Genomic DNA, 23,334 nt, shown 5'->3' with positions numbered 1-23,334 from the left:
CTCCTGCCCTTACTTCAGGCTGATGGTGGTGTTGACGCCGTGGCTCAGCGTCTCGTCATCGAACCAACGTGCGGTGACGGTCTTGGTCTGGGTGTAGAACAGCACGACCTGCTTGCCGTACGGGCCCAGGTCGCCCAGCTTGGAGGCGCGCGAACCGGTGAACGAGAACAGCGGCACCGGCACCGGGATCGGCACGTTGATGCCGACCTGGCCGACGTCGATGTCTTCCTGGAAACGACGGGCGGCGGCGCCGGACTGGGTGAACAGCGCGGTGCCGTTGCCGTTCGGGTTGCTGTTGACCATGGCGATGGCCTCGTCCAGCGTTTCCGCTTCGAGGATGACCAGCACCGGGCCGAACACTTCTTCCTGGTAGATGCGCATGTCGGTGGTGACACCGGCAAAGATGGTCGGGCCGACGAAGTTGCCCTTCTCGAAGCCATCGACCTGCGGGTTGCGGCCGTCGAGCACCAGCTTGGCGCCCTGCTCCACGCCCGAGGCGATCAGGCCTTCGACGCGCTCGCGGGCGCTGCAGGAAATGACCGGGCCGACGTCGGTGCCGGACACGGTGCCGCCGCTGACCTTGAGGGTCTTGGCCTTGGCCACCAGGTCCTGCACCCAGTTGCGCGCTTCACCGACCAGCACCAGGGTGGAGGCGGCCATGCAGCGCTGGCCGGCCGCACCGAAGGCGGCGCCGACCATCGCGTTGAGGGTCTGTTCCTTGTTCGCGTCCGGCAGTACCACGGCGTGGTTCTTGGCGCCCATCATGCACTGCACGCGCTTGCCGGCCAGCGAGGCACGGTTGTAGACGTGGGTGCCGACGCGGGTGGAACCGACAAACGACACGGCCTTGATGTCCGGGTGGTCGCAGATCGCGTTGACCACTTCCTCGCCACCATGGACGACGTTCAGCACGCCCTTCGGAATGCCGGCTTCCAGCGCCAGTTCGACCAGGCGCATGGTCACCATCGGGTCCTGCTCGGACGGCTTGAGGATGAAGGTGTTGCCCGTGGCGATCGCCATCGGGAACATCCACAGCGGGATCATCGCCGGGAAGTTGAACGGGGTGATGCCGGCGCACACGCCCAGCGGCTGCATGATGCTGTAGGTGTCCACGCCGTTGGCCACGTTGTTGGCCAGCTCGCCCAGCTGCAGGTTGCCGATGGCGGCAGCGTGCTCGACCACTTCCAGGCCGCGGAACACATCGCCTTCGGCGTCGGGCAGGGTCTTGCCCTGTTCGGCGGTGAGGATGTGGGCCAGCTCGCTCATGTTCTCGCGGATCAGCTGCTGGTACTTCAGGAAGATGCGCGCACGGGTGCCGATCGGGGTCTTGCGCCAGGTCTTGAAGGCTTCCTTGGCGGCGGCGACGGCGGCATCCACTTCACCCGTGGTGGCGAACGGGACCTGGGCCAGCACGTCCTGGGTGGCCGGATTGATCACGTCCTGCCAGTGGGAGGTGGCCGATTCAATGAACTGGCCATCGATCAGCATGCGGATACGGGGCGCTGCAACAGTCATGACGACAATCCCACTGGCTCGAAAGATGCTTGGCATTATTCACAGCACCCTCCTCGATTTCCGGCCTGAATCCGCTTAATCTGGCCAACACGCCAGACGATTCATGTTAATTCTGTGAATTTCCAGCCTTTACAACGCCAGCTGGGCCTGCGCCTGCTGCGCCTGCGCGAGCAGCGCGGCTACAGCCAGGTGGACCTGGCCCGTGCCCTCGGCCTGTCGGCCAGCTACCTGAACCAGATCGAGCGCAACAAGCGCCCGCTGACGCCGGCCGTGCAGAAGAAGCTGGGCGAGGTGTTGGGCGATGTTTCCGCCTTGTTCGACGACGATGAGCCCGCCGCGCTGCAGGAGGCGCTGGGCGAGACCCTGCGCGACCTGGGCCTGGCGGAGGTGAGTGCCACCGAGCTGCGATCGCTGGCCGGCAACCTGCCGCAGGTCAGCCGCGCCCTGCTGGACCTGCACCGTCGCCACCTGGCCCTGCGCGAGCATGCCGCCGCGCTGGAATTCCAGCTGGGCGAGCCCGCGGCCGGCAGCACCCTGCCCGCCGGCGACCAGGTGCGCGAGTTCTTCAACCGCATGCACAACCACATCCCCGAGCTGGACGAGCTGGCCGAGCGCCTGTTCGCTGAGTGGGGGCTGTCACCGGGCCATGTGGCGCCGCGCCTGCGACAGCTGCTGGCCGACCGCCACGGCGTGCTGGTGGAAGTGGCCGCGCTGCAGGCCGGGCGCGAGAAGCGCCAGTTCGATGCCGGCGCGCGGCGGCTGTGGCTGCCCGATTACCTGGAACCGGGCCAGCAGGCGTTCCAGATGGCGGCCGAGCTGGCCCTGCACGGCTACCTGCCGCAGATCGATGCGGTAATCGCCCGCGCGGGCTTCCACGACGATGCGCGCATCGCGCAGGCGCGCATTGGTCTGTCGAACTACTTCGCCGGTGCGCTGGTGATGCCGTACATGCGTTTCCTGCGTGCGGCCGAGGCCAGCAGCTACGACATCGAGCTGCTGGCGCATCAGTTCGGCGTGGGCTTCGAGGCGGTGTGCCATCGGCTGAGCACGCTGGCGCGGCGCAGTGCGCCGGGGCTGCCGTTCTTCTTCATCCGCGTGGACCGTGCGGGCAATGTGTCCAAGCGCCACTCGGCGACCGATTTCCATTTCTCGCAGGTGGGTGGGTCGTGCCCGCTGTGGATCGTCTACGAGGCATTCAACCAGCCGGGGCGGATCCTCACGCAGACCGCGCGCATGCCCGATGGGCGGCGCCACTTCTGGCTGGCGCGGCAGGTCAGCAGCGGGCCGGTGGGTCATGGGCAGCCGCGCAAGACGTTTGCGGTGGCGCTGGGCTGCGATCTGCAGCATGCGGAACGGTTGGTGTATTCGCTGGGGCTGGATGTGCAGAGCCCGGGGAATTCGGTGTCGATCGGGCCGGGGTGCCGGGTGTGCCCGCGGGAGGACTGCATGCAGCGTGCGTTTGCGCAGTTGCCGGGGAGGTAAGGGGGTTTTGCAGGGCTGCGCCCTGCACCCGTGGTAGTGCCGGCCGCTGGCCGGCAACCTGAAAAGCAACAGCGGGCTTTCCGTGGGATGGCGGGGTGGGTCCGGTTGAGGGGGGCGCTGCAAGTACGTCCTTGTAAGCTCGGTCGCCGCATCCATGCGGCTCACGCCCCCTCAACCGGACCCACCCCGCCTTCGACAGTTTCCTGCGAGCTGATGGAACCTGCTGCTGATGCTGGTGGTGATGCTGATGCTGATGCTGATGGTGGGTGCCGACCGTTGGTCGGCACGCTCTGGCCGTGCGCGGGTGCATCCACGCGTGGCGTGGATCTACTGGTAGGTGCCGACCGTTGGTCGGCACGCTCTGGCCATGCGCGGGTGCACCCACGCGTGGCGTGGCTCTACTGGTAGGTGCCGACCGTTGGTCGGCACGCTCTGGCCGTGCGCGGGTGCATCCACGCGTGGCGTGGCTCTACTGGTAGGTGCCGACCGTTGGTCGGCAGGTTTTAGTCCCAGAACACGGTCAGTACGCGGTGGCCTTCCGAGGGCACGGGTGCATCGATGTGCTGACCGTACGGCCAGCCTTCGCCGACGCCGTCGCATTCCAGCCCCTGCAGCCAGCCTTCCACGGTTGCGGCGTCGGCGCGGGTCAGCACGTGCACGTTCTCCGCGGCAGGCCATTCGCTGTCGTCTTCCAGTGCACTGCCCCAGTCCTGGTGCAGGCCCACGTAGACACCTTCCACTTCAGGCTTTTCGGCAATGGCGGCCAGGCATGCGTACAGCTCGGCAATCGGCGGACGGCCGTAGCCCCACTGGTTCGGTGCGATGCACTCTTCGAAATCGTTGCCCTCGAAATACGCGGCCAGCGGTACCACCGGCAGATGCTCCGGATCACGGGCATCGAGGCGTTCAAGCAGATCCAGCAGTTGCTGTCGGACGGACATGGGGCGTTCCTTGCAATGGGGGGCCGCGATTCTATCCATCGCCGTCAGTAGATCGGCGTGACCTTCATCTGCGGCAGCGGACGTGGTGCGCCGTCGGTCAGGTCCGGGCCCAGGTCTTCCCAGGTGCGGCCCTGCTCCACCATCTGCGCCCACAGCTGCTGCGAACCACGACGCTTGTCTTCCGAGCCGAGCTTGTACGACGGCGGCACCGGTTCGCCGCGGGCGACGATGGAATACGCCGCACGATAAGCCAGCACCTGCTGCGCCGGGTCGTCGGTGCGCGCCACTTCCAGCGTGTAGCGCTGGTAGGCCGAAGCGAGGTTGCGCCAACGGATCCAGTAGTGATTCTCGAACGAGAACGCGCAGAAGCGTGCGCCGGCCAGGCTGCCCTTGTCAGCGATGCGGCTCAGCACCTCCTGCGGCATGTCCAGGTTCATGCCGCCTTCGTCGCCCTGCAGGCTCACATGCACGATGCGGTCGCGGTAGCCCGGTGCACGCGCCTGCAGCAGGTCGCGCCAGTTCTGCATGGTGGCCACCACCGCGAACAGGAAGCGACCCAGCTCGGCCGCGGCCAGCGGCGTGGCGATGGACTGGTAATGCCGCTGCCAGCCGTGGCGGTTCTCGGTAGGCAGCACCACCGCACGCTCCAGCGCCTGCTGGCCGGTGGTGCCGTGGCTGACATCCTCGGCGTGCTGCGGGTAGACCAGGTTGATCGCGAAGGTCGGCCAGCGTGGCATCGCCGCGTCGAACAGGTGGATGGGGAAGTTGCTGCTGATGCCGCCATCGGAGAACCAGCAGATGCGGAACGCGGTGATGACCGGCCCGCAGGACTGGCCGGCACTGGTCAGTCCTTCCATGCTGTCGGCCACGTTGTGTTCGGCATCGGCCGCGGCCGGCGACGGCTCGCAGCGGCGCTCGCGGCGCGCGGGTTCATGCAGCGGCACCGCGCTGATCAGCAGCGGGAAACTCAGGCTCATGCGGGTGGCTACCAGCACCGGCAACTGCGGGCCCTGCGGCAGGTGGTAGTACTGCCGGCCCTCCACATCCACCGGCGCACCGGCATGGTCGACCAGCCACTGCACCACGCTGGCCGGGAACAGCTGCTCGAACTCCTCGCGCAGGAACCAGAACTGCGCGCCACCCAGCGGCAGCGTGCGCGGTTCGTTGTGCGATACGCAGGTGGTGATCATCTGCAGGCTGATCGCATGCGGGCTCTCCGGCTCGCCGGCATAGCGGGGCGCGTCGTGCAGATCGGCGAAGGTGAGCGGTGCGTCCAGCGGCTTGCCGGACAGCTGCTGCAGGCTCTCGTGCAGCCATTCGGTCAGCGCCGGCTTGCGCGCATCGCGGCCCAGGCCGCTGCACAGGCCCAGCAGGTTGCGCCGTGCCACCCTCGCCACCCGCAGCGCGGCACCGGCCACACCCGCACCATAGGCGCACAGCAGCGACGGCAGCAGGGTAGCCGCCACGCCGCTCCAACCGCCGCCCCACCAGCCCAGGCCGAGCAGCAGCGCCAGCGACACCAGCACTTCCAGCGGGGCGATTTCGAACACGGCCACCGCCAGGCACAGCAGCTTGCGCGGCCAGCCGTAGCCACCGGTCAGCGCCACCAGCAGCCGGTACGCCGCCCGCGCACCGCGCGCCGGCTGGAACAGGCTGTAGATGAAGCCGCGCCGCGACAGCTGCGCCGACACGGCTGACAGGCCGCCATAGCCGGTGTCGTCGGCCAAGTGCTCGCCGGCCTGCTGGCGGCGATCGCCATAGGCCGCCGCTGCCGCGACCGCCGCGGCAATGGCGCCGGCCGAGGTGCCACCGATGCTCTTGAACCGGTAATCGCGGGCCAGCGCCAGTACCGCATTGGGGTACACGATGCCGCTGGTGATGCCGCCCTTCATGACCAGATCGCAGTACTTGTCTGCCACTACCCTGCCCCCGCTGACTGTGCCTGAGATGCCACCCGACGCTACGGATGCAGTATGACGCGAAGGCTTCTCACAGCCTGAGAACCCGCCCACGGAAGGGCCACTGGCCGCCCCCGCCGTGCCGGGGCACACTGCGCCCAGGACACTCATGCAGGGATTGCCATGACCACCCGTCGCGCGTTCATCGCAGGCTGTGCCGCCGCCACTGCCGCCAGTGCCTGTACCCGGCGCGGCACGCCCGTGGCCAACGACATCAGCCAGCTGGAACCCACCGACGTGGCCGCGGTGCGGGCCGTTGCCGAAACGGCCGACCTGCAGGCCGCCCTGCAGCAGCACCGGGGCACGATCTGCGTGGCCGGCGGCCGCTACAGCATGGGCGGGCAGACCAGTGCGGCCGGCGCCCTGCAGCTGGACCTGACGCCGAGCCACCGCCTGCTGTGGCTGGACGTCGCGCGCAAGGCGGTGCGGGTGCAGGCTGGCATGCGCTGGCGCACGCTGCAGGAATGGCTGGACCCGCACAACCTGTCGGTGAAGGTGATGCAGAGCTTCAGCAACTTCACCGTAGGCGGTTCGGTGTCGGTGAACTGCCATGGCCGCTACGTCGGCAGCGGCAGCATCGCTTCCACCGTGCGTGCGCTGCAGGTGGTACTGCGGTCCGGCGAGGTGGTCGAGACCTCGCGCACGCAGCACCGGGAGCTGTTCGCCGCGGTCATCGGTGGCTATGGCCTGATCGGCGTGGTCAGTGAAGTCGAGCTGGACCTGGCCGACAACGACCGCATGGCGCGGCACATGGAGCGGGTGGCACTGGCCGATTACCCGCAGTGGTTCCGCGAAAACGTGGCGTCGCGCAAGGATGCGTTGATGCACAACGCCGACCTCATTCCTCCGCGTTTCGATGCACCGGTGACCGTGACCTGGCGGCGCAGCACGGCAGCGCTGACTGACACCCGGCGCCTGATACCGGTGGGTGCGAACTATGCCCACGAGCAGAACATGATCTGGGCCGTCACCGAGCTGCCCGGCGGCCCGCAGCTGCGCGAGAACTCGGTGGTGAAGCAGCAGATTGCCGAACCGCGGGTGATCCATCGCAACCTGGAAGCGAGCCTGGACGTGGCCGCGCTGGAACCACGCACGCGCGCGATGTCGACCTACCTGCTGCAGGAATACTTCATCCCCGTGCGCAGCTTCCAGGCCTTCGCCACGCGTATGGCCGCGATCCTGCAGCACCACCGCGTGGATGCGTTGAACGTATCGATCCGCCACGCGCCGGCGGATACGACCGCGTTGATGAAGTGGGCGAACGAAGAAGTGTTCTGCTTCGTGCTGTACCACAAGCAGCGACGACACCCGTGGGGCGACACGATGTCCACGCGCTGGACCCGCGCATTGATCGACGCCGCGGTGGAGAGCGGCGGCCGTTACTACCTGCCCTACCGCCCGCACGCCACACGCGAGCAGTTCCAGCGCGCGTACCCGCAGTGGAACGCATTCGTTGAACGCAAACGCCAGTACGACCCGCAGATGCAGCTGGTGAACCACCTCTGGCAGCGCTACTTGGCCGCCCCCTAGCAATGGGGTCAGAGCCCGTTGCGATGCAACGGGATCCGACCCCGTGCCGTTCCCACAGATCGCGGAAAACCGTCGAAGGCGTGGTGGGTCCGGTTGAGGGGGCGTGAGCCGCATGGATGCGGCGACCGAGCTTACATGGACGTACTTGCAGCGTCCCCCTCAACCGGACCCACCCCGCCAACCCACGGATAGCCAGCTTTTGAAGTTGAGGTTGCCGGCCAGCGGCCGGCACTACCGCAGGTAACCCCACACTTGACCCCCACAACCATCGGCGTAGCATCAGCACCAAGCCAAGGGACAGACCCGCGGCTATCACAACGACATGAGGGATTCTCATGGAATTCGACTATCTCGTCTTCATCGGGCGTTTCGAGCCCTTCCACAACGGCCACGCCGCCGTTGCCCGCCTGGCCCTGAGCCGGGCCCGCAAGCTGATCTTCCTGGTCGGCTCTGCCGATACCCCCCGCAGCCTGCGCAATCCCTGGACCGTGGCCGAACGCGCCGTGATGATCCAGGCCGCCCTCGATGGCCACACCGAACGCCTGCTGATCCGCCCGCTGCGCGACCACCTGTACAACGAAGCCCAGTGGATCGCCAATGTGCAGCGCCAGGTGGCCGAGGCCCTGCGCAACGACGGCGCCGCCGCCGATGCCAAGGTCGGCCTGATCGGCATGGACAAGGACGCCTCCAGCTACTACCTGCGCGAATTCCCGCAGTGGCCGCTGGTGGACGTGCAGCACACCGCCACCCTGTCGGCCACCGAGCTGCGCCGCTACCTGTTCGAAGCCGGCGACGTCGACTTCCATGGTGCGCTGCTGATGCTGCGTGGCAACGTGCCGGCGCCGGTGTACGACATGCTCGAAGCCTTCCGCAGAAGTGCACCGGCCTATGGCCAGCTGGTGGCCGAGTACCGCTTCATGGAACAGTACAAAGCCGCCTGGAAGGACGCGCCCTACGCACCCACCTTCGTCACCACCGATGCGGTGGTGGTGCATTCGGGCCACGTGCTGCTGGTGCGCCGCCGTTCGGAACCCGGCAAGGGCCTGTGGGCGCTGCCCGGCGGCTTCGTCGGCCAGGAACAGAGCCTGCTCGACAGCTGCCTGCGCGAACTGCGTGAAGAGACCCGGCTGAAGATTCCGCTGCCGGTGCTGAAGGGTTCGCTGAAGAGCCAGCAGGTGTTCGACCACCCCGACCGCAGCCAGCGCGGCCGAACCATCACCCACGGTTTCCACTTCGAATTCCCGGCTGGTGAACTGCCGGCGGTGCGCGGCGGCGACGACGCCGACAAGGCGCGCTGGATTCCGGTGAGCGAAGCGCTGGAGATGGGCCCGCAGCTGTTCGAAGACCACCTGCACATCCTGGAGTATTTCCTCGGCCGGGGCTGACCCGACCGGCTTTCCCCACCGGCGGATAGACCGCCGGTGTCACTCGACGCGAAGGAGCTTCCGTCATGCATTACCTCGATAATCCTCTCCTCGACACCGACAGCTACAAGGCCAGCCACTGGCTGCAGTACCCGCCCGGTACCGATGCCACGTTCTTCTACGTGGAATCGCGCGGCGGTCTGCACGACCGCACGGTGTTCTTCGGCCTGCAGGCGATCCTCAAGGACGCCCTGGCACGGCCGGTCACCCACGCCGATATCGACGACGCCGCCGCGGTATTCGCCGCACATGGCGAACCGTTCAACGAAGCCGGCTGGCGCGATATCGTCGATCGCCTCGGCGGCCACCTGCCGGTACGCATCCGCGCCGTGCCCGAGGGCAGCGTGGTGCCCACGCACCAGGCGCTGATGACCATCGAATCGACCGACCCGGCCGCGTTCTGGGTGCCCTCGTACCTGGAAACCCTGCTGCTGCGCGTGTGGTACCCGGTCACCGTGGCCACCATCAGCTGGCATGCGCGGCAGACCATCGCCGGTTTCCTGCAGCAGACCAGCGACGTCCCGCAGGGGCAGCTGCCGTTCAAGCTGCACGACTTCGGCGCACGCGGTGTGTCGAGCCTGCAGTCGGCCGCGCTGGGCGGTGCCGCGCACCTGGTCAACTTCCTCGGCACCGACACCGTCTCGGCGCTGTGCCTGGCCCGCGCGCACTACCACGCGCCGATGGCCGGCTATTCGATTCCCGCCGCCGAGCACAGCACCATCACCAGCTGGGGCCGGGAGCGCGAGGTCGATGCGTACCGCAACATGCTGCGCCAGTTCGGCAGGCCCGGCGCGATCGTGGCGGTGGTGTCGGACAGCTATGACATCTACCACGCGATCAGCGAACACTGGGGCACCACCCTGCGCGATGAAGTGATCGCTTCGGGCGCGACCCTGGTCATCCGCCCCGATTCGGGCGACCCGGTGGAAGTGGTGGCCGAGAGCCTGCGCCGCCTGGACGAGGCCTTTGGCCACACGATCAACGTCAAGGGCTACCGCGTGCTCAACCACGTGCGGGTGATCCAGGGCGATGGCATCAACCCGGATACGATCCGCGCCATCCTGCAGCGCATCACCGCTGACGGCTACGCCGCCGACAACGTGGCCTTCGGCATGGGCGGTGCCCTGCTGCAGCGGCTGGACCGCGATACGCAGAAGTTCGCGCTGAAGTGCTCGGCCGCGCGGGTGGACGGTGCCTGGATCGACGTCTACAAGGACCCGATCACCGATGCCGGCAAGACCAGCAAGCGCGGCCGCATGCGCCTGCTGCGCCGGCTGGACGATGGCAGCCTGCATACGGTGGCGCTGCCGGCCAGCGGTGACGACACCCTGCCGGCCGGCTTCGAGGATGCGATGGTGACCGTGTGGGAGAACGGCCGGTTGCTGTACGACCAGCGGCTGGAGGACATCCGCGCGCGGGCTGCGGCGGGGCGTTGAGGCGCATCCCGCCCGGGGTCAGAGCCCGCTGCTTGGCAGCGGGATCCGACCCCTTCCTTCCGCCGGGCTCTGCCCCCCCTTGCCCCTTGACCCTGGCCGGCAACGCGTCCACCGTGGGCACGCCGAAGGTATCCCTGCCGTCGTTGCGACAACGGCAGGGATTTAAACGGGAATCCGGTGAAGGCGCCTTACGCGCCCATTCCGGAGCTGCCCCGCAGCGGTGAATGGAAACGAATCCTGCCAACAGCACTGGGCTCGCGCCTGGGAAGCGGCAGGTAGTAGGTGGGCTGCGGCCCGTGTCCATCAGCCCGAATACCGGCCCCGGCCGGGGGACACGACCGTCCCCTGACTCGACCTGGAATCTCCGCGGGGAGGTTGCCGGGGCCAATGTCGTCCTGCGCGTGCAGGCGACGTGGCCGCGCGCGTCCTGTTCACGGTTTCCGGCCAGACCCGTTGCCCACGCCCAGATGCACCCGACGATGACCGAGTTCCAACGCCCCGCCCTGTCCCTGCCCGCCGACGGCAAGCGCCTGCTGCTGCATTCGTGCTGCGCGCCCTGCTCGGGCGAAGTGATGGAGGCGATCACCGCCTCCGGGATCGACTACGCGATCTTCTTCTACAACCCCAACATCCACCCGGTGAAGGAATACGAGCTGCGCAAGCAGGAGAACATCCGCTTCGCCGAGCAGCACGGCATCCCCTTCATCGACTGCGACTACGACACCGACAACTGGTTCAGCCGCGCGCGCGGCATGGAGAACGAACCCGAGCGTGGCATCCGCTGCACGATGTGCTTCGACATGCGTTTCGAGCGCACCGCGCTGTACGCGCATGAGCACGGCTACGACACCATCAGTTCGTCGCTGGGCATTTCGCGCTGGAAGAACATGACGCAGATCAACGACTGCGGCGTGCGCGCGGCCTCGCGCTACGAAGGCCTGCAGTACTGGGAATACAACTGGCGCAAGGGCGGCGGTGCCAGCCGCATGGTGGAGATCAGCAAGCGCGAGCAGTTCTACCAGCAGGAATACTGCGGCTGCGTGTATTCGCTGCGCGATGCCAACCGCCACCGCCGCGAAACCGGCCGCGAGCGCATCAAGATCGGCCTGCTGTACTACGGCCAGGAGGCTGAAACGCCGCAGGGCGATTGACGTGTGCGCGGGGGGCGGCCACGCTGGTCGCCCCCTCTGCTGTGCTGGACCCTGCCATGACCGCCCTGCCCGCCGATGTCGCCCTGCTGGTGATCGACCTGCAGCCGGACTTCATGCCCGGTGGCGCATTGGCCTGCGACCAGGGTGATGCGCTGGTGGCGCCGATTGCCGAGCTGCTGGCGCAGCGCCACTACCGCACGGTGGTGGCCACCCAGGACTGGCACCCGGCCGACCACGCCTCCTTCGCCAGCCAGCACCCCGGCACGCGCCCGTTCGAGAGCATCCTGCTGCACGCGCAGCCGCAGACCCTGTGGCCGGACCACTGCGTGCAGGGCAGCGACGGCGCCGCGCTGCACCCGGGCGTGGACTGGACCGTGGCCGACCTGATCCTGCGCAAGGGCACCCGCCAGCAGGTGGATTCGTACAGCGCGTTCCGCGAGAACCATGGTCCGGAGGGCGAACGCCCGCCGACCGGGCTGGCCGGCTGGCTGCATGAGCGCCGCATCCGCGAGGTGCATGTGTGCGGCCTGGCGCGCGACTACTGCGTGCTGTGGAGCGCGCAGGACGCGGTGAAATCCGGCTTCCGGGTGAAGTTACTTTGGGACCTGACCCGGCCGGTGACCGAAGCCAACGACGCGATGGTGCGTGAGGCGCTGGGCAAGGCGGGGATTGCCATCTTCTGAAGCGTGACCGCCGGGCATGGCCCGGCGCTACCGGATCACGCCCGTTGGTAGCGCCGGGCCATGCCCGGCGGACGCGGGGTAGACAATTACCGGAACACCACCGTGCGATGCCCGTTGAGCAGGATGCGGTGCTCGACGTGCCGGCGCACGGCGCGCGCCAGCACCTGGGATTCGGTGTCGCTGCCCAGCCGCACCAGTTCGCGCGGTGCCATGGCGTGGTCCACGCGGGCCACGTCCTGTTCGATGATCGGGCCTTCGTCCAGGTCTTCGGTCACGTAGTGCGCGGTGGCGCCGATGATCTTGACCCCACGCGCGTGCGCCTGGTGGTACGGCTGCGCGCCCTTGAAGCTGGGCAGGAAGCTGTGGTGGATGTTGATCGCGCGACCGGCCAGAGCGCGGCACAGCGTGGGCGAGAGGATCTGCATGTAACGCGCCAGCACCACCAGGTCGATGCGCTCGCGTTCGACAAGGTCGATGATCTGCTGTTCCTGCACGGCGCGCGTGTCCGCGTTCACCGGCAGATGGTGGAACGGCACCTGGTAGGACGCGGCCAGCGGCGCGAAATCGGCGTGGTTGGACGCCACCGCGGCGATGTCCACTTTCAGCTGGCCGCTGTGGGCGCGGAACAGCAGGTCGTTCAGGCAATGGCCCTGCTTGCTGACCAGCACGAGCAGGCGCGCGCGGCGGCGGCCGTCGTGCAGCTGCCAGTCCATGCCGTAGTCGGTGGCCAGCGCGGCCATCGCTGCATGCACGGTGTCCAGCGGCAGGCTGGCGTCGCGGTCGAAATGCACGCGCAGGAAGAAGCGTCCGCTCTCCTCATCGCCGAACTGCTGGGCGTCGAGGATGTTGCAGCCGTGGTCGAACAACAGCCCGGACACGCGGTAGACGATGCCGGTGCGGTCGGGGCAGGACAGGGTAAGAATGGAATCGGGGCGCATCGCCCGAGTTTAGGGCAGCGCCGTGGCAGCGGGGACGATGGTCACCGATGCAACCGTGTGCGCCGATGATCAGCGTGGCGCCTCCATCAGCGCCTGCAGTGCCCGCAGCGCTTGCCCGTCGTTCTCCCAGCCCAGCGCGGTGGTCATCAGCGCGCCGTCCTTCAGCAGATGGAAGGTGGGCGTCTGGCCAGTGCGCAGCGCCGTCCAGGCCGGGCCGGGCTGCAGCGGCTGCATCGGCAGATCGGGATGCGCACGGTTCCAGTCCAGCATCTGCTGGATGGGCCAGTTCTGGTCGTTGGGCACCACCAGCTGCAGGTGTGGCCGCAGCCCTGCGAACGCGGGATCGGTGGTGATCGCCGCCAGGGCACGCTGCGAGAAACCACAGTACGGATGGACCAGCGCTACGATCTGCCAGCCCTGCTGCGGCAGGGTGCGGCGGACGGCGTGGTCGGCGTCTGAAAGCACCAGCACCTGGCGCGCCGCCACCGTATCACCGGTGATCCCAGGCAGAACCTTGGCATCCAGGCCTGCATCGGCGCGCAGCGCATTGGCCTGGGCGAACCGGCGCTGTGCGATCAGCGCACGGTGCAGTTCATCGGCGCGGGCCTTCGCGGCATCGCCCTGACCCCGCAAACGCGGCAACAGGCACTGCATCTGGTCCAGCCGCTGCGCGTCCGGCTCGTAGAAGTTGACCAGCTGGGTGGCCGCGAATGCATCCTCCACGCGCTCGGCCGGTACGGCCTGGCAGCCCTCGGCGAGCATCGATGCCAGCGGATCGGCCTGGTAGGCCACCTGCAGGCGCTGCACGCGCTCGGCCAGTGGCATCGCCCGCGCGTCTTCGTCGATGGCCTGCAGGCGGTCGGCCAGAGGGATCGGGGCGGCGGACACGCCGGCGCTGGCCAACAACAGCAGCCCACCCATCCAACGATGCAGTGCGGTCGACTTCATGCGGCCTCCTTCCCCATGGACGCAGGCAGCCTAGCGCGGTCGATGGGCACACACCAAGTGCGGATACGACAACGCTGCGCGGCTTGGTACAGACCCAAGCGATACTTGCCCTCCCACATGGCAAGCTGGTCGGTCATGAACCTGTTGCAGCTCATCCGCAGCTTCACCCGCACCGCAGAGACCGGCAGCATTGCCGCCGCGGCCCGCCACCTTGGCATCAGCGCCACCGCCGTGGGCCAGAACATCCACCGGCTGGAAGCCCACCTGGGCGTGCGCCTGCTCAACCGCAGCACGCGGCAGCTGGCGCTCAGCGAGGCCGGTGCGGTGTACCTGGCGCAGGTGCGGCACATCGAGGCCGACCTGGCGCGCGCGCAGGCGATGGTCACCGCCGGCGATATCGAACCGTCCGGGCCGCTGCGCATCGCCAGCAGCAGCGCGTTCGGCCGCCACGTGCTGGCACCGCTGCTGCCCCGCCTGCAGCAGCGCTACCCGCAGCTGCAGCTGGAACTGCGCCTGAGCGATCGCGCCGTGCAGCACGGGCCGGAGGCGGTGGATGCCAGCATCCGCATCGGCGCGCAGCTGGAAGACGGACTGGTGGCGCGGCCGCTGGCGCGCATCCCGTTCGTTTTCTGTGCCTCGCCGGCCTACCTGGAGGCGCACGGCACGCCGGCCAATCCGGCCGCGCTGAACGGCCATCGCGGGCTGCTGCACCGCTTCCCCACCGATGGCCGACCGCTGCGCTGGGGCCTGCTGAAGGACGGCCAGCGGGTGGATGCGGCGCTGCCGCCGAGCATGGTCTGCGATGACATCGACGCGCTGGCCGAACTGGCCGCTGCAGGCGCGGGCATCACCCGGCTGGCCGCGTTCGTGGCCGAGCCCTATCTGCGCGATGGCCGCCTGCAGGCGGTGTTCGGCCCGGCCAGCGACTGGCAGCCGGAGCCGATGGAGGTATTCTTCTGCGTGAGCGACCGCCGCGATTTCACCGCGAAGATCCGCGCGCTGTTCGAGCACCTGCAGGCCGGCATCGCGCCGGCCTGGCAGGTCTGAGGCTCAGCGTGCGCGGAACACGTTGCGCGCTTCGCGCGGCTCGCAGCGCAGGTACTGCGGCGACGGCACCACGCTGTCGCCCAGCGCGGCCGCGGCGTGCCACGGCCAGCGCGGGTCGTACAGGATGCCGCGGGCCAGGGCGATGGCATCGGCCTGGTTGTGGCGCAGGATCGATTCGGCCTGTTCCGGCTCGGTGATCAGGCCGACCGCGATGACCGGCATGCGCAGCTTCTTGGCCTTGATGGCCGCCGCGAACGGCACCTGGTAGCCCGGGCCGACGCTGATCTTCTGGCGCTCGTCGAGGCCGCCGCTGGACACGTGCAGGAAGTTGCAGCCGCGCGCGTCGAGGATCTGCGCCAGCGCTTCGCTCTGCACCAGGTCCCAGCCGCCGTCGACCCAGTCGGTGGCGGAAATGCGCACGCCCACCGACACCTTGTCCGACACCGCGGCGCGCACCGCATCGAACACTTCCACCAGCAGGCGCAGGCGGTTCGGCAGCGAGCCACCGTAGCCGTCGGTGCGGCGGTTGCTGAGCGGCGACAGGAACTGGTGCAGCAGGTAGCCGTGCGCGGCGTGGATCTCGATCAGCTCGAAGCCCAGGCGCTCGGCACGCACCGCGCTGGCGGCGAAGGCAGCGATGATCTCGGCGATGCCGGCTTCATCCAGCGCCTCGGGCGCCGGATCGGCGGCATGGAAGGGCACCGGCGACGGGGCGACGGTGGCCCAGCCGTTGGCATCGTCGGCCGGCAGCTGGCGGCCGCCGTCCCACGGGCGGGCGGTGGAGGCCTTGCGGCCGGCATGGGCCAGCTGGATGCCCAGCGGCATCGACGACCAGCGGCGGACGCTGGCCAGCACCTGCGCCAGCGCGGCCTCGGTCTCGTCGTCCCACAGGCCCAGGTCGGCCCAGCTGATGCGCCCGCGCGGCTCGACCGCGGTGGCTTCCAGGATCAGCAGGCCGGCGCCGGACTGCGCCAGGTTGCCCAGGTGCATGGCGTGCCAGTCGCTGGCGCGGCCCTCTTCGGCGGAGTACTGGCACATCGGCGCGATCACGATGCGGTTGGGCAGGGTCAGGGGGCCGAGGGACATCGGCGAGAACAGCTGGCTCAAGACGGTAAGGACATGCGTAGGGGGTGCGTATTGCACCGCTGCACGGCCTGCGGATCAACCATCTGGATGGATCGCTGTTTCGCGCTACCGGGTCGCGAAACCCGCCAACGCCTCGGCGCAGTCCCGTTCATCCTTGAACTGCAGCAGGTCATCGGCGCGGGTGCGGCCGCGGTTCAGCGCCGCCACCGGCAGCCCAGCCTTTGCGGCAGCCTGCACGAAGCGGAAACCGGATTAGACCATCAGCGAGGAACCCACCACCAGCACGGCATCTGCCTGCTGCAGGTGCTCGTGCACGGCCGCCACGCGCTCGCGCGGCACGTTTTCGCCGAAGAACACCACGTCCGGCTTCAGCAGGCTGCCGCAGTACGGGCAATCCGGCACCACGAAGGCGGAGAAGTCGGTTTCCAGGTCGGCGTCACCGTCCGGGGCGATACCCGCGTCCAGCGCGTCCCAGCCCGGGTTGGCTTCGAGCAGGCGCTGCTGGAAATCCTCGCGCCCGCTGCGGCGTTCGCAGCCCATGCAGCGCACCAGGTCCAGCCGCCCGTGCAGGTCGATCACGTTCTGGCTGCCGGCGCGCTGGTGCAGGCCGTCCACGTTCTGGGTCAGCAGCACCTGCAGTTTGCCGCGGGCTTCCAGCGCCGCCAGCGCCTGGTGGGTGCCGTTGGGCAGGGCCAGGCCGAAGCGCGGCCAGCCCAGCAGGCTGCGCGCCCAGTAGCGCTGGCGGGTGGCCGCCTCGCCCATGAAGGCCTGGTAGGTCACCGGCGGCGTGCGTTTCCACTGGCCGTCGGTATCGCGGTAATCGGGGATGCCCGAGGCGGTACTGCAGCCGGCGCCGGTCAGCACGAACAGGCGTTGGGCGCGGTCGATGAAGTCGGTCAGCGGCGGGGTCATGGCAGCGAAATGGGGGCGTTGGGCCGCCCCCGCAAGCGCGTGGTCAGCTGGCCGGGTCGGCCGCCGGAGCGCCCGGCAGGCGCGGCACGGCGGTCGGCTGGCCATCCTCGCCCAGCGCGATCATCACGAAGTGGCCGCGGGTGCACAGCTTGCGCTCGCCGCTGTGCAGGTCTTCGGCAATCAGCTCCACCTCGACCTTCATCGAGCTGCGGCCCACTTCGACGATGCGACCCACGGTTTCCACCATCTGGCCGATGCGGATGGGCAGCTTGAAATCGACCTGGTCGCTGCGCGCGGTCACCACGGTGCGGCGCGAGTAGCGGGCGGCGGCCAGGAAGGCGGCCTTGTCCATCCACGCCAGCGCCTGGCCACCGAACAGGGTGCCCATGTGGTTGGTGTGGTTGGGGAAGACGATTTCGGCCATGCGCACTTCGATGGGCGGCACGGTTTCGGGGATGGGGGTCATGGCGGGGCCATCGGTGTGGGGTGCGGCAATTTTAAGCCAGGCCCGGTGCAGGCGGCGCTACACTGCGCCACGCCCACCGCACGGAACGCCGCCATGCCCGCCGCCACCGACCTGCTGGCCTTCGCCCTGCTGTCGCTGGGCATGGTGCTCACGCCTGGGCCGAACATGGTCTACCTGGTCTCGCGCTCGATCTGCCAGGGCCGCCGTGCCGGGCTGGTGTCGCTGGGCGGGGTGGCGCTGGGCTTTCTGTTCTACATGCTGTGCGCGGCGCTGGGCATCACCGCCCTGCTGATGACCGTGCCCTTCGCCTACGACGCGCTGCGCATCGGCGGCGCGCTGTACCTGCTGTACCTGGCCTGGCAGGCGGTGAAGCCGGGCGGCCGCTCGCCCTTCGCGGTGCATGCGCTGCCCGTGGACAGCCCGCGCCGGTTGTTCGCGATGGGTTTCCTGACCAACCTGCTGAACCCGAAGATCGCGGTGATGTACCTGTCCCTGCTGCCGCAGTTCCTGCACCCGGACGGCCACGGCAGCGTGCTGGCACAGTCGGTGGTGCTGGGCTTCACCCAGATCGCGGTCAGCCTGGCGGTGAACACGGTGATCGTGCTGATGGCCGGCAGCATTGCGGCGTTCCTGGCCGCACGGCCGAGCTGGCAGGCCGCGCAGCGCTGGCTGATGGGCACGGTGCTGGCCGGGCTTGCCGTGCGCATGGCGGTGGAAGGGCGGCGGTAACCGCTCTTTGTAGAGTCGAGCCATGCTCGACTGCTGTTCGCGAAGATCAGTCGAGCATGGGTCGACTCTACAAAAGCACGGCAGCCAAGCATGGGCTTGACTCTACGGAAACAAAAAACCCCGGCATTGCCGGGGTTCTTCGTTGCGACAGACCTGACCGGTTCGATCAGAAGTTCATGTCGAAGGCGACTTCGCCCTGCACGCCGACCTGGTAGGCCGAGACGCGGCGTTCGAAGAAGTTGGTCAGCTCCTGCACGTCCTGCAGTTCCATGAACGGCAGCGGGTTGCGCACGTTGTACTTCTTTTCCATGCCCAGCTTGGCGAAGTGCTGGTCGGCGCAGTGCTGCAGGTACTGGCGCATGTCGCGGGTCGAGATACCGGCCACGCCACCGGACAGCACGTCCTCGGCGAACTGCACTTCACACTCGATCGCTTCAGCCAGCATGTCATAGACCTGCTGCTTCATTTCCTCATCGAACAGGTCCGGCTCTTCCTCACGCACCACGCGCACCGATTCGAACGCGAAGTCCATGTGCGCGCTCTCGTCGCGGAACACCCAGTTGGTGCCCGAGGCCAGGCCCGGCAGCAGGCCGCGCGAACGGAAGTAGTACACGTAGGCGAAGGCGGCGAAGAAGAACAGGCCTTCGATGCACGCAGCGAAGCAGATCTGGTTCAGCAGGAACTGGCGGCGCTCGGCACGGGTCTCGATGCGCTTCAGATCCTGGATCGAGTCGATCCACTTGAAGCAGAAGTCGGCCTTCTTCTTGATCGAGTCGATGTTCTCCACCGCGGCGAAGGCTTTGACGCGCTCTTCCGGATCCGGCAGGTAGTTGTCGAGCAGGGTCAGGTAGAACTGCACGTGCAGCGCTTCTTCGTACAGCTGGCGCGACAGGTACATGCGCGCTTCGGGCGCGTTCAAGTGCTGGTACAGGTTCAGCACCAGGTTGTTGGACACGATCGAATCGCCGGTGGCGAAGAACGCGACCAGGCGGTGGATCAGGTGGCGCTCACCCGGCGACATCTTGCTGTGCAGGTCGGTGATGTCGATCTGGAAGTTGATCTCTTCCACCGTCCAGGTGTTCTTGATCGCGTTCCGGTACATGTCATAGAACTGCGGGTAGCGCATCGGGCGCAGGGTCAGTTCAAAACCGGGATCGAGCAGCATCTGCTTGGGCTTGTCGGCCATGGGTGTTTCCTTGAATTCTCGGGTCAAAACGCCGGGCGTGGCCCGGCGCTACCTTGGTATTTTCTGCAGTCGAGCAGCAGTGCCGACCAACGGTCGGCACCCACCGCGCGATGTATTACTGGCAAGCCTCGCAGGCTTCCGGGTTTTCCAGCGAGCAGGCGATGGCTTCGTCCGGGCTGAACACCTTGGCCGGGGCCGCGCTGCTCACCGTGGTCTTGGCGATCTTGGTGGCCGGACGCGAACGCAGGTAGTAGGTGGTCTTGATGCCCTGCTTCCAGGCGTACATGTACATGGAAGACATCGCGCCGATGTTCGGGCTTTCCATGAACAGGTTGAGCGAGGCCGACTGGTCGATGAAGGCGCCACGCTCGGCGGCCATGTCGATCAGTGCGCGCATCGGCAGTTCCCATGCGGTGCGGTAGACCTCGCGCAGGGTTTCCGGAATCTGCGCGATGCCGGCGATGGAACCTTCGGCCAGCTTGATGGCGTCGCGCATGTCGGCGGTCCACAGGCCCAGCTTCTTCAGCTCGTTCACCAGGTAGCGGTTGACCTGCAGGAAGTCACCGGACAGGGTTTCGCGCTTGAACAGGTTGGACACCTGCGGTTCGACGCACTCGTAGCAGCCGGCGATCGAGGCGATGGTCGCGGTCGGGGCAATCGCGATCATCAGCGAGTTGCGCAGGCCGTGTTCCTTGATGCGGGCGCGCAGGGCATCCCAGCGTGCGGTGTCTTCCGGCACCACGTTCCAGGCGTCGAACTGCAGTTCGCCGCTGGCGGCACGGGTGTCGTTGAACGACGGGTGCTTGCCGCGTTCCTGGGCCAGCTCCGAAGAGGTTTCCAGGGCGTGGAAGTAGATCGTTTCGGCGATCTTCTTCGACAGGGCGCGGGCTTCGGCGCTGTCGAACGGCAGGCGCTTGCGGAAGAACACGTCCTGCAGGCCCATGCAGCCCAGGCCGACCGGACGCCAGCGCAGGTTGGCGCGGCGGGCGGTTTCGATCGGGTAGAAGTTCAGGTCGATGACGCGGTCGAGCTGGCGCACGGCCAGGCGCACGGTCTCGGCCAGCTTCTCGAAGTCGAACTCGTTGTGCTCGTCGAAGTGGTTGCCCAGGTTGATCGAACCCAGGTTGCACACCGCGGTTTCATCGTTGGACGTGACTTCCAGGATTTCCGTGCACAGGTTGGACAGGTGGATCACGTTGCCCGGACGCAGGGTCTGGTTGCTGGCGCGGTTGCACTTGTCCTTGAAGGTCATCCAGCCGTTACCGGTCTCGGCCAGGGTACGCATCATGCGGGCGTACAGCTTGCGGGCGGAGATGGTGCGGTTGGCCTTGCCCTGCGCTTCGGCCTGCAGGTAGGCGGCTTCGAAGGCTTCGCCGAACAGGTCGGTGAACTCCGGCACGACGCGCGGATCGAACAGCGACCATTCCTGGTCGGCCTCGACGCGCTTCATGAACAGGTCCGGCACCCAGTTGGCCAGGTTCAGGTTGTGGGTACGGCGGGCTTCGTCACCGGTGTTGTCACGCAGCTCGAGGAAGTCCTCGACGTCGGCATGCCAGGTTTCCAGGTAGACGCAGGCCGCGCCCTTGCGCTTGCCGCCCTGGTTCACCGCAGCCACGGACGAATCCATGGTCTTCAGCCACGGCACGATGCCGTTGGAATGGCCGTTGGTGGACTTGATGAGCGAACCACGCGAACGCACGCGGGTGTAGCTGACGCCGATGCCGCCGGAGAACTTCGACAGCTGGGCGATGTCGCCGTACTTGGAGTAGATCGATTCCAGCGAATCCTGCGGCGAATCCAGCAGGAAGCACGAGGACAGCTGCTCGTGGGTGGTGCCGGAATTGAACAGGGTCGGGCTGGACGGCAGGTAGTCCAGGTTGCCCATGCGCTTGTACAGCGCCAGGGTCTCGGACACGTCCTCGCTCAGCGCGCTGGCGATGCGCAGGAAGAACTGCTGCGGGGTCTCGATCACCTTGCGGGTGTGCGGGTGGCGCAGCAGGTAGCGGTCGTACAGCGTACGCAGGCCGAAGTAATCGAAGTTCAGGTCCAGCGAGATGTCGATGGCATCGTTGAGCTTGCGTGCGTTGGTCTGCACGAAGTTCAGCAGGCGGTCGTTGATCAGGCCGACTTCGTGGCCACGGCTGACCGACTGCGAGAAGGCGTAGATTTCCTGGCCCGACACTTCCTTGGCGATGTAGTTGGCCAGCAGGCGCGCCGCAAGGCGGCCGTACTCGGGCTCTTCACCGATCAGCAGGGCGGCGGTGCGGATGGACAGTTCGTCCAGCTCGCGGGTGGTGGCGCCGTTGTACAGGCCGGAGATGGTACGGGTGGCCACGCGCATCGGATCGACGGCGTGCAGGCCTTCGGAGGAACGCTGCACCGCGCGCACGATCTTGTTCAGATCCACCAGCTCGGTCGTGCCGTTGCGCTTGGTCACGCTCATCGCGTTGGCCGTCGGCGGCGACGTCAGCAGGAACTCGCTTTCCTTTTCGATGGTGGCGCTGGATTCGGTGGTCACGGCGTGTGTCCTCTTGGCGTGATTGGGGGTGCTGTATGCATCAGGGTTGCTCGACCCGGGACATGACAGCCCAGGGTGGCAGGACGGCGTCGCAGGAGGTGAGACCCTGCGCCTTCCACTGCCGGTTGGCGATCGCTGGCGGGTACCGCGGTAGTGCCCCGTTGCGGACCCCAAGCCATGGGGTCGTTGCGACCGACGGCCACAAGATAGTGGGGGTGATGGGGGCCGTCAACGCCAAATGTAGTGAAATTTGGTAATCCCTTGCGGCGCAAGGATCATGCCATCGGCGCCGCGTCTGGACGCTTTGGACCTGCCGGAACGGGCTGCGCAGTCAAGCCCGGAAGGCGTCACATCGGCGGTACAACGTGCTGCGGAAACGGAACAATGACAGCTTCACATGACAGTGATGAAGCTGGCTAGGGACAACCCTGTGGATAGGTGGTGGGCAGCCGGTGGGAAAGCCGGTATGGCCGGTTGGATGGCCATCGGGCAGTGACTTCCGGCCGGTGACGGCACCGTGCGGGCGCGGGATGCTGGGGCCCTGCACTGACCGGAAAGGATTCCACCATGCGCCTGCCCCTGCCCGCCCTGGCCCTGCTGGCCTGCCTGGCCACCGCCCCGGTGCTGGCCGGCGACGCCCCGAAGCTGCGCTCGGACCAGTGCGGCATGCGCACCGACTACGACGTGCTGGTGGACAGCGGTGGCATCTGGCTGCGGCATGGCCCGCAGGCGCCGCATGAGGTGGTGTTCCACGATGGCGTGCTGAGCCTGGACGACACGATCGTGCCGGTCAGCGAGGCCGACGCCGCCCGCCTGCGGCAGATGGAGGCCGGGGCGCGGCAGCTGATGCCGGCGGCCACCGCGCTGGCCCAGGAAGTGAGCGGACTGAGCTTCGACGTGCTCGACGGGGTCTATGAGAGCCTCACCGGCACCGCCAACAGCCGCAAGGTCCGGCGCCTGCGCCGGCAGGCCGATGACTGGATCGGCGGCACGCTGGGCAAGGGCTACTGGGAACAGGCGGTGTTCGGGCCGGGCTTCGAGGCCAAGGTGCAGGACATGGCCGAGTCGCTGTCCGCATCCATCGCCCGCAGCATGCTGTGGCAGATGGTCACCGGCCGCAGCGAGGCGATGGAGGAGCGCGCCGACCGCCTGGACGCGCAGATGGAACAGCAGCTGGAAGGCCGCGCCGAGCGCATCGAGGCCCGCGCGCAGGCGCTGTGCCCGCTGGTGGCCGCCGTGGCCGAGGCCCACGACGCGCTCGAGGTCCGCTATCAGGGGCAGCCGCTGCGGCTGATCCAGCGCAGTGAGGGCGTGCAGGTGGCGGCCAGCGTGCGCGAGCAGCCGCAGGATGATGCGGTGGCGCCGAGCCGATAAGCCCACCGTG

Annotated in this window: 18 protein-coding genes, 1 pseudogene and 1 riboswitch; of the genes and pseudogenes, 9 read left to right on the top strand and 10 right to left on the bottom strand. The window is 67.7% G+C overall.

What is annotated here, in order from left to right; translation table 11 throughout:
• Positions 1-9: 9 nt before the first annotated feature.
• A complete protein-coding gene (locus C1925_RS01380; RefSeq protein WP_108767369.1) occupies positions 10-1,515 on the bottom strand; it encodes a CoA-acylating methylmalonate-semialdehyde dehydrogenase in 1,506 nt (501 codons plus the stop codon).
• Positions 1,516-1,629: 114 nt separating this feature from the next.
• Between C1925_RS01380 and C1925_RS01375 the strand changes: the two genes are divergently transcribed.
• A complete protein-coding gene (locus C1925_RS01375; protein ID WP_108767368.1) occupies positions 1,630-2,997 on the top strand; it encodes a short-chain fatty acyl-CoA regulator family protein in 1,368 nt (455 codons plus the stop codon).
• Positions 2,998-3,500: 503 nt separating this feature from the next.
• On the opposite strand, the gene C1925_RS01365 is transcribed toward C1925_RS01375, so the two are convergent.
• Entirely contained in the window at positions 3,501-3,938 is a 438-nt protein-coding gene (locus tag C1925_RS01365; RefSeq protein ID WP_108767366.1) for a hypothetical protein, read from the bottom strand.
• Between the two features lie 44 nt (positions 3,939-3,982).
• Positions 3,983-5,857 (bottom strand): patatin-like phospholipase family protein, encoded by a 1,875-nt coding sequence (locus C1925_RS01360; RefSeq protein ID WP_108767365.1) that lies wholly within the window; start codon positions 5,855-5,857, stop codon positions 3,983-3,985.
• A 162-nt stretch (positions 5,858-6,019) separates the two neighbouring features.
• Here C1925_RS01360 and C1925_RS01355 point away from each other — a divergent pair, with 162 nt between their 5' ends.
• From C1925_RS01355 to pncA, 5 genes are all read left to right on the top strand, one after another.
• Positions 6,020-7,426: an FAD-binding oxidoreductase gene (locus tag C1925_RS01355; RefSeq protein ID WP_108767364.1), complete on the top strand. Its 1,407-nt coding sequence runs from the start codon at positions 6,020-6,022 to the stop codon at positions 7,424-7,426.
• A 329-nt stretch (positions 7,427-7,755) separates the two neighbouring features.
• Positions 7,756-8,811: a bifunctional nicotinamide-nucleotide adenylyltransferase/Nudix hydroxylase gene (locus C1925_RS01350; protein ID WP_108767363.1), complete on the top strand. Its 1,056-nt coding sequence runs from the start codon at positions 7,756-7,758 to the stop codon at positions 8,809-8,811.
• 65 nt (positions 8,812-8,876) lie between these two features.
• Positions 8,877-10,286 (top strand): nicotinate phosphoribosyltransferase, encoded by a 1,410-nt coding sequence (locus C1925_RS01345; RefSeq protein WP_108767362.1) that lies wholly within the window; start codon positions 8,877-8,879, stop codon positions 10,284-10,286.
• A gap of 109 nt (positions 10,287-10,395) precedes the next feature.
• Positions 10,396-10,625, top strand: a riboswitch (cobalamin riboswitch).
• 140 nt (positions 10,626-10,765) lie between these two features.
• Complete coding sequence (locus C1925_RS01340) at positions 10,766-11,437, top strand: epoxyqueuosine reductase QueH (RefSeq protein ID WP_108767361.1); 672 nt, start codon at positions 10,766-10,768, stop codon at positions 11,435-11,437.
• Positions 11,438-11,493: 56 nt separating this feature from the next.
• On the top strand, positions 11,494-12,120 hold the full coding sequence (gene pncA, locus C1925_RS01335) for a bifunctional nicotinamidase/pyrazinamidase (RefSeq protein ID WP_108767360.1): 627 nt from the start codon (positions 11,494-11,496) through the stop codon (positions 12,118-12,120).
• An 86-nt stretch (positions 12,121-12,206) separates the two neighbouring features.
• On the opposite strand, the gene purU is transcribed toward pncA, so the two are convergent.
• Complete coding sequence (gene purU / locus C1925_RS01330) at positions 12,207-13,058, bottom strand: formyltetrahydrofolate deformylase (RefSeq protein WP_108767359.1); 852 nt, start codon at positions 13,056-13,058, stop codon at positions 12,207-12,209.
• A gap of 69 nt (positions 13,059-13,127) precedes the next feature.
• Positions 13,128-14,006, bottom strand: a complete 879-nt coding sequence (locus tag C1925_RS01325) for a hypothetical protein (protein WP_108767358.1) — start codon at positions 14,004-14,006, stop codon at positions 13,128-13,130.
• 135 nt (positions 14,007-14,141) lie between these two features.
• Here C1925_RS01325 and C1925_RS01320 point away from each other — a divergent pair, with 135 nt between their 5' ends.
• The gene (locus C1925_RS01320; RefSeq protein WP_108767357.1) at positions 14,142-15,053 is read left to right on the top strand and encodes a LysR family transcriptional regulator; all 912 of its coding nucleotides are present in this window, start codon (positions 14,142-14,144) and stop codon (positions 15,051-15,053) included.
• Positions 15,054-15,056: 3 nt separating this feature from the next.
• On the opposite strand, the gene C1925_RS01315 is transcribed toward C1925_RS01320, so the two are convergent.
• The 3 genes and pseudogenes from C1925_RS01315 to C1925_RS01305 all read right to left on the bottom strand — a co-directional run bounded on the left by C1925_RS01315 (position 15,057) and on the right by C1925_RS01305 (position 17,517).
• Entirely contained in the window at positions 15,057-16,160 is a 1,104-nt protein-coding gene (locus C1925_RS01315) for an NADH:flavin oxidoreductase/NADH oxidase (protein ID WP_108767356.1), read from the bottom strand.
• 84 nt (positions 16,161-16,244) lie between these two features.
• Positions 16,245-17,051 (bottom strand): annotated as a pseudogene (locus C1925_RS01310) (NAD-dependent protein deacetylase).
• Between the two features lie 43 nt (positions 17,052-17,094).
• The gene (locus tag C1925_RS01305; protein WP_108748119.1) at positions 17,095-17,517 is read right to left on the bottom strand and encodes an acyl-CoA thioesterase; all 423 of its coding nucleotides are present in this window, start codon (positions 17,515-17,517) and stop codon (positions 17,095-17,097) included.
• 93 nt (positions 17,518-17,610) lie between these two features.
• On the opposite strand from C1925_RS01305, the gene C1925_RS01300 reads away from it, so the two are divergent.
• The gene (locus C1925_RS01300; protein ID WP_108767355.1) at positions 17,611-18,246 is read left to right on the top strand and encodes a LysE family translocator; all 636 of its coding nucleotides are present in this window, start codon (positions 17,611-17,613) and stop codon (positions 18,244-18,246) included.
• Positions 18,247-18,412: 166 nt separating this feature from the next.
• Here the strand turns inward: C1925_RS01300 and C1925_RS01295 are convergent, their stop codons facing one another.
• Positions 18,413-19,432 (bottom strand): ribonucleotide-diphosphate reductase subunit beta, encoded by a 1,020-nt coding sequence (locus tag C1925_RS01295; RefSeq protein WP_049433139.1) that lies wholly within the window; start codon positions 19,430-19,432, stop codon positions 18,413-18,415.
• A 115-nt stretch (positions 19,433-19,547) separates the two neighbouring features.
• On the bottom strand, positions 19,548-21,950 hold the full coding sequence (locus C1925_RS01290) for a ribonucleoside-diphosphate reductase subunit alpha (RefSeq protein ID WP_108767354.1): 2,403 nt from the start codon (positions 21,948-21,950) through the stop codon (positions 19,548-19,550).
• Positions 21,951-22,517: 567 nt separating this feature from the next.
• Here C1925_RS01290 and C1925_RS01285 point away from each other — a divergent pair.
• Complete coding sequence (locus C1925_RS01285) at positions 22,518-23,324, top strand: DUF2884 family protein (RefSeq protein ID WP_108767353.1); 807 nt, start codon at positions 22,518-22,520, stop codon at positions 23,322-23,324.
• Positions 23,325-23,334 lie beyond the last annotated feature (10 nt).

Origin of the sequence: Stenotrophomonas sp. SAU14A_NAIMI4_5 (genome assembly GCF_003086795.1) — a bacterium.
In the GTDB taxonomy this organism is placed as follows: Bacteria; Pseudomonadota; Gammaproteobacteria; order Xanthomonadales; family Xanthomonadaceae; genus Stenotrophomonas.
The sequence above is the reverse complement of the archived record's forward strand: the minus strand, read 5'-3'. Positions and strand labels throughout refer to the sequence as shown.

Bases quoted from the DNA above. Each gene is read 5' to 3' on its own strand.
- C1925_RS01380 (WP_108767369.1), bottom strand. From the start codon at position 1,515: ATGACTGTTGCAGCGCCCCGTATCCGCATGCTGATCGATGGCCAGTTC.
- C1925_RS01285 (WP_108767353.1), top strand. From the start codon at position 22,518: ATGCGCCTGCCCCTGCCCGCCCTGGCCCTGCTGGCCTGCCTGGCCACC.
- C1925_RS01340 (WP_108767361.1), top strand. From the start codon at position 10,766: ATGACCGAGTTCCAACGCCCCGCCCTGTCCCTGCCCGCCGACGGCAAG.
- C1925_RS01325 (WP_108767358.1), bottom strand. From the start codon at position 14,006: ATGAAGTCGACCGCACTGCATCGTTGGATGGGTGGGCTGCTGTTGTTG.
- C1925_RS01365 (WP_108767366.1), bottom strand. From the start codon at position 3,938: ATGTCCGTCCGACAGCAACTGCTGGATCTGCTTGAACGCCTCGATGCC.
- C1925_RS01295 (WP_049433139.1), bottom strand. From the start codon at position 19,432: ATGGCCGACAAGCCCAAGCAGATGCTGCTCGATCCCGGTTTTGAACTG.
- pncA (WP_108767360.1), top strand. From the start codon at position 11,494: ATGACCGCCCTGCCCGCCGATGTCGCCCTGCTGGTGATCGACCTGCAG.
- C1925_RS01355 (WP_108767364.1), top strand. From the start codon at position 6,020: ATGACCACCCGTCGCGCGTTCATCGCAGGCTGTGCCGCCGCCACTGCC.
- C1925_RS01345 (WP_108767362.1), top strand. From the start codon at position 8,877: ATGCATTACCTCGATAATCCTCTCCTCGACACCGACAGCTACAAGGCC.
- purU (WP_108767359.1), bottom strand. From the start codon at position 13,058: ATGCGCCCCGATTCCATTCTTACCCTGTCCTGCCCCGACCGCACCGGC.
- C1925_RS01320 (WP_108767357.1), top strand. From the start codon at position 14,142: ATGAACCTGTTGCAGCTCATCCGCAGCTTCACCCGCACCGCAGAGACC.
- C1925_RS01305 (WP_108748119.1), bottom strand. From the start codon at position 17,517: ATGACCCCCATCCCCGAAACCGTGCCGCCCATCGAAGTGCGCATGGCC.
- C1925_RS01300 (WP_108767355.1), top strand. From the start codon at position 17,611: ATGCCCGCCGCCACCGACCTGCTGGCCTTCGCCCTGCTGTCGCTGGGC.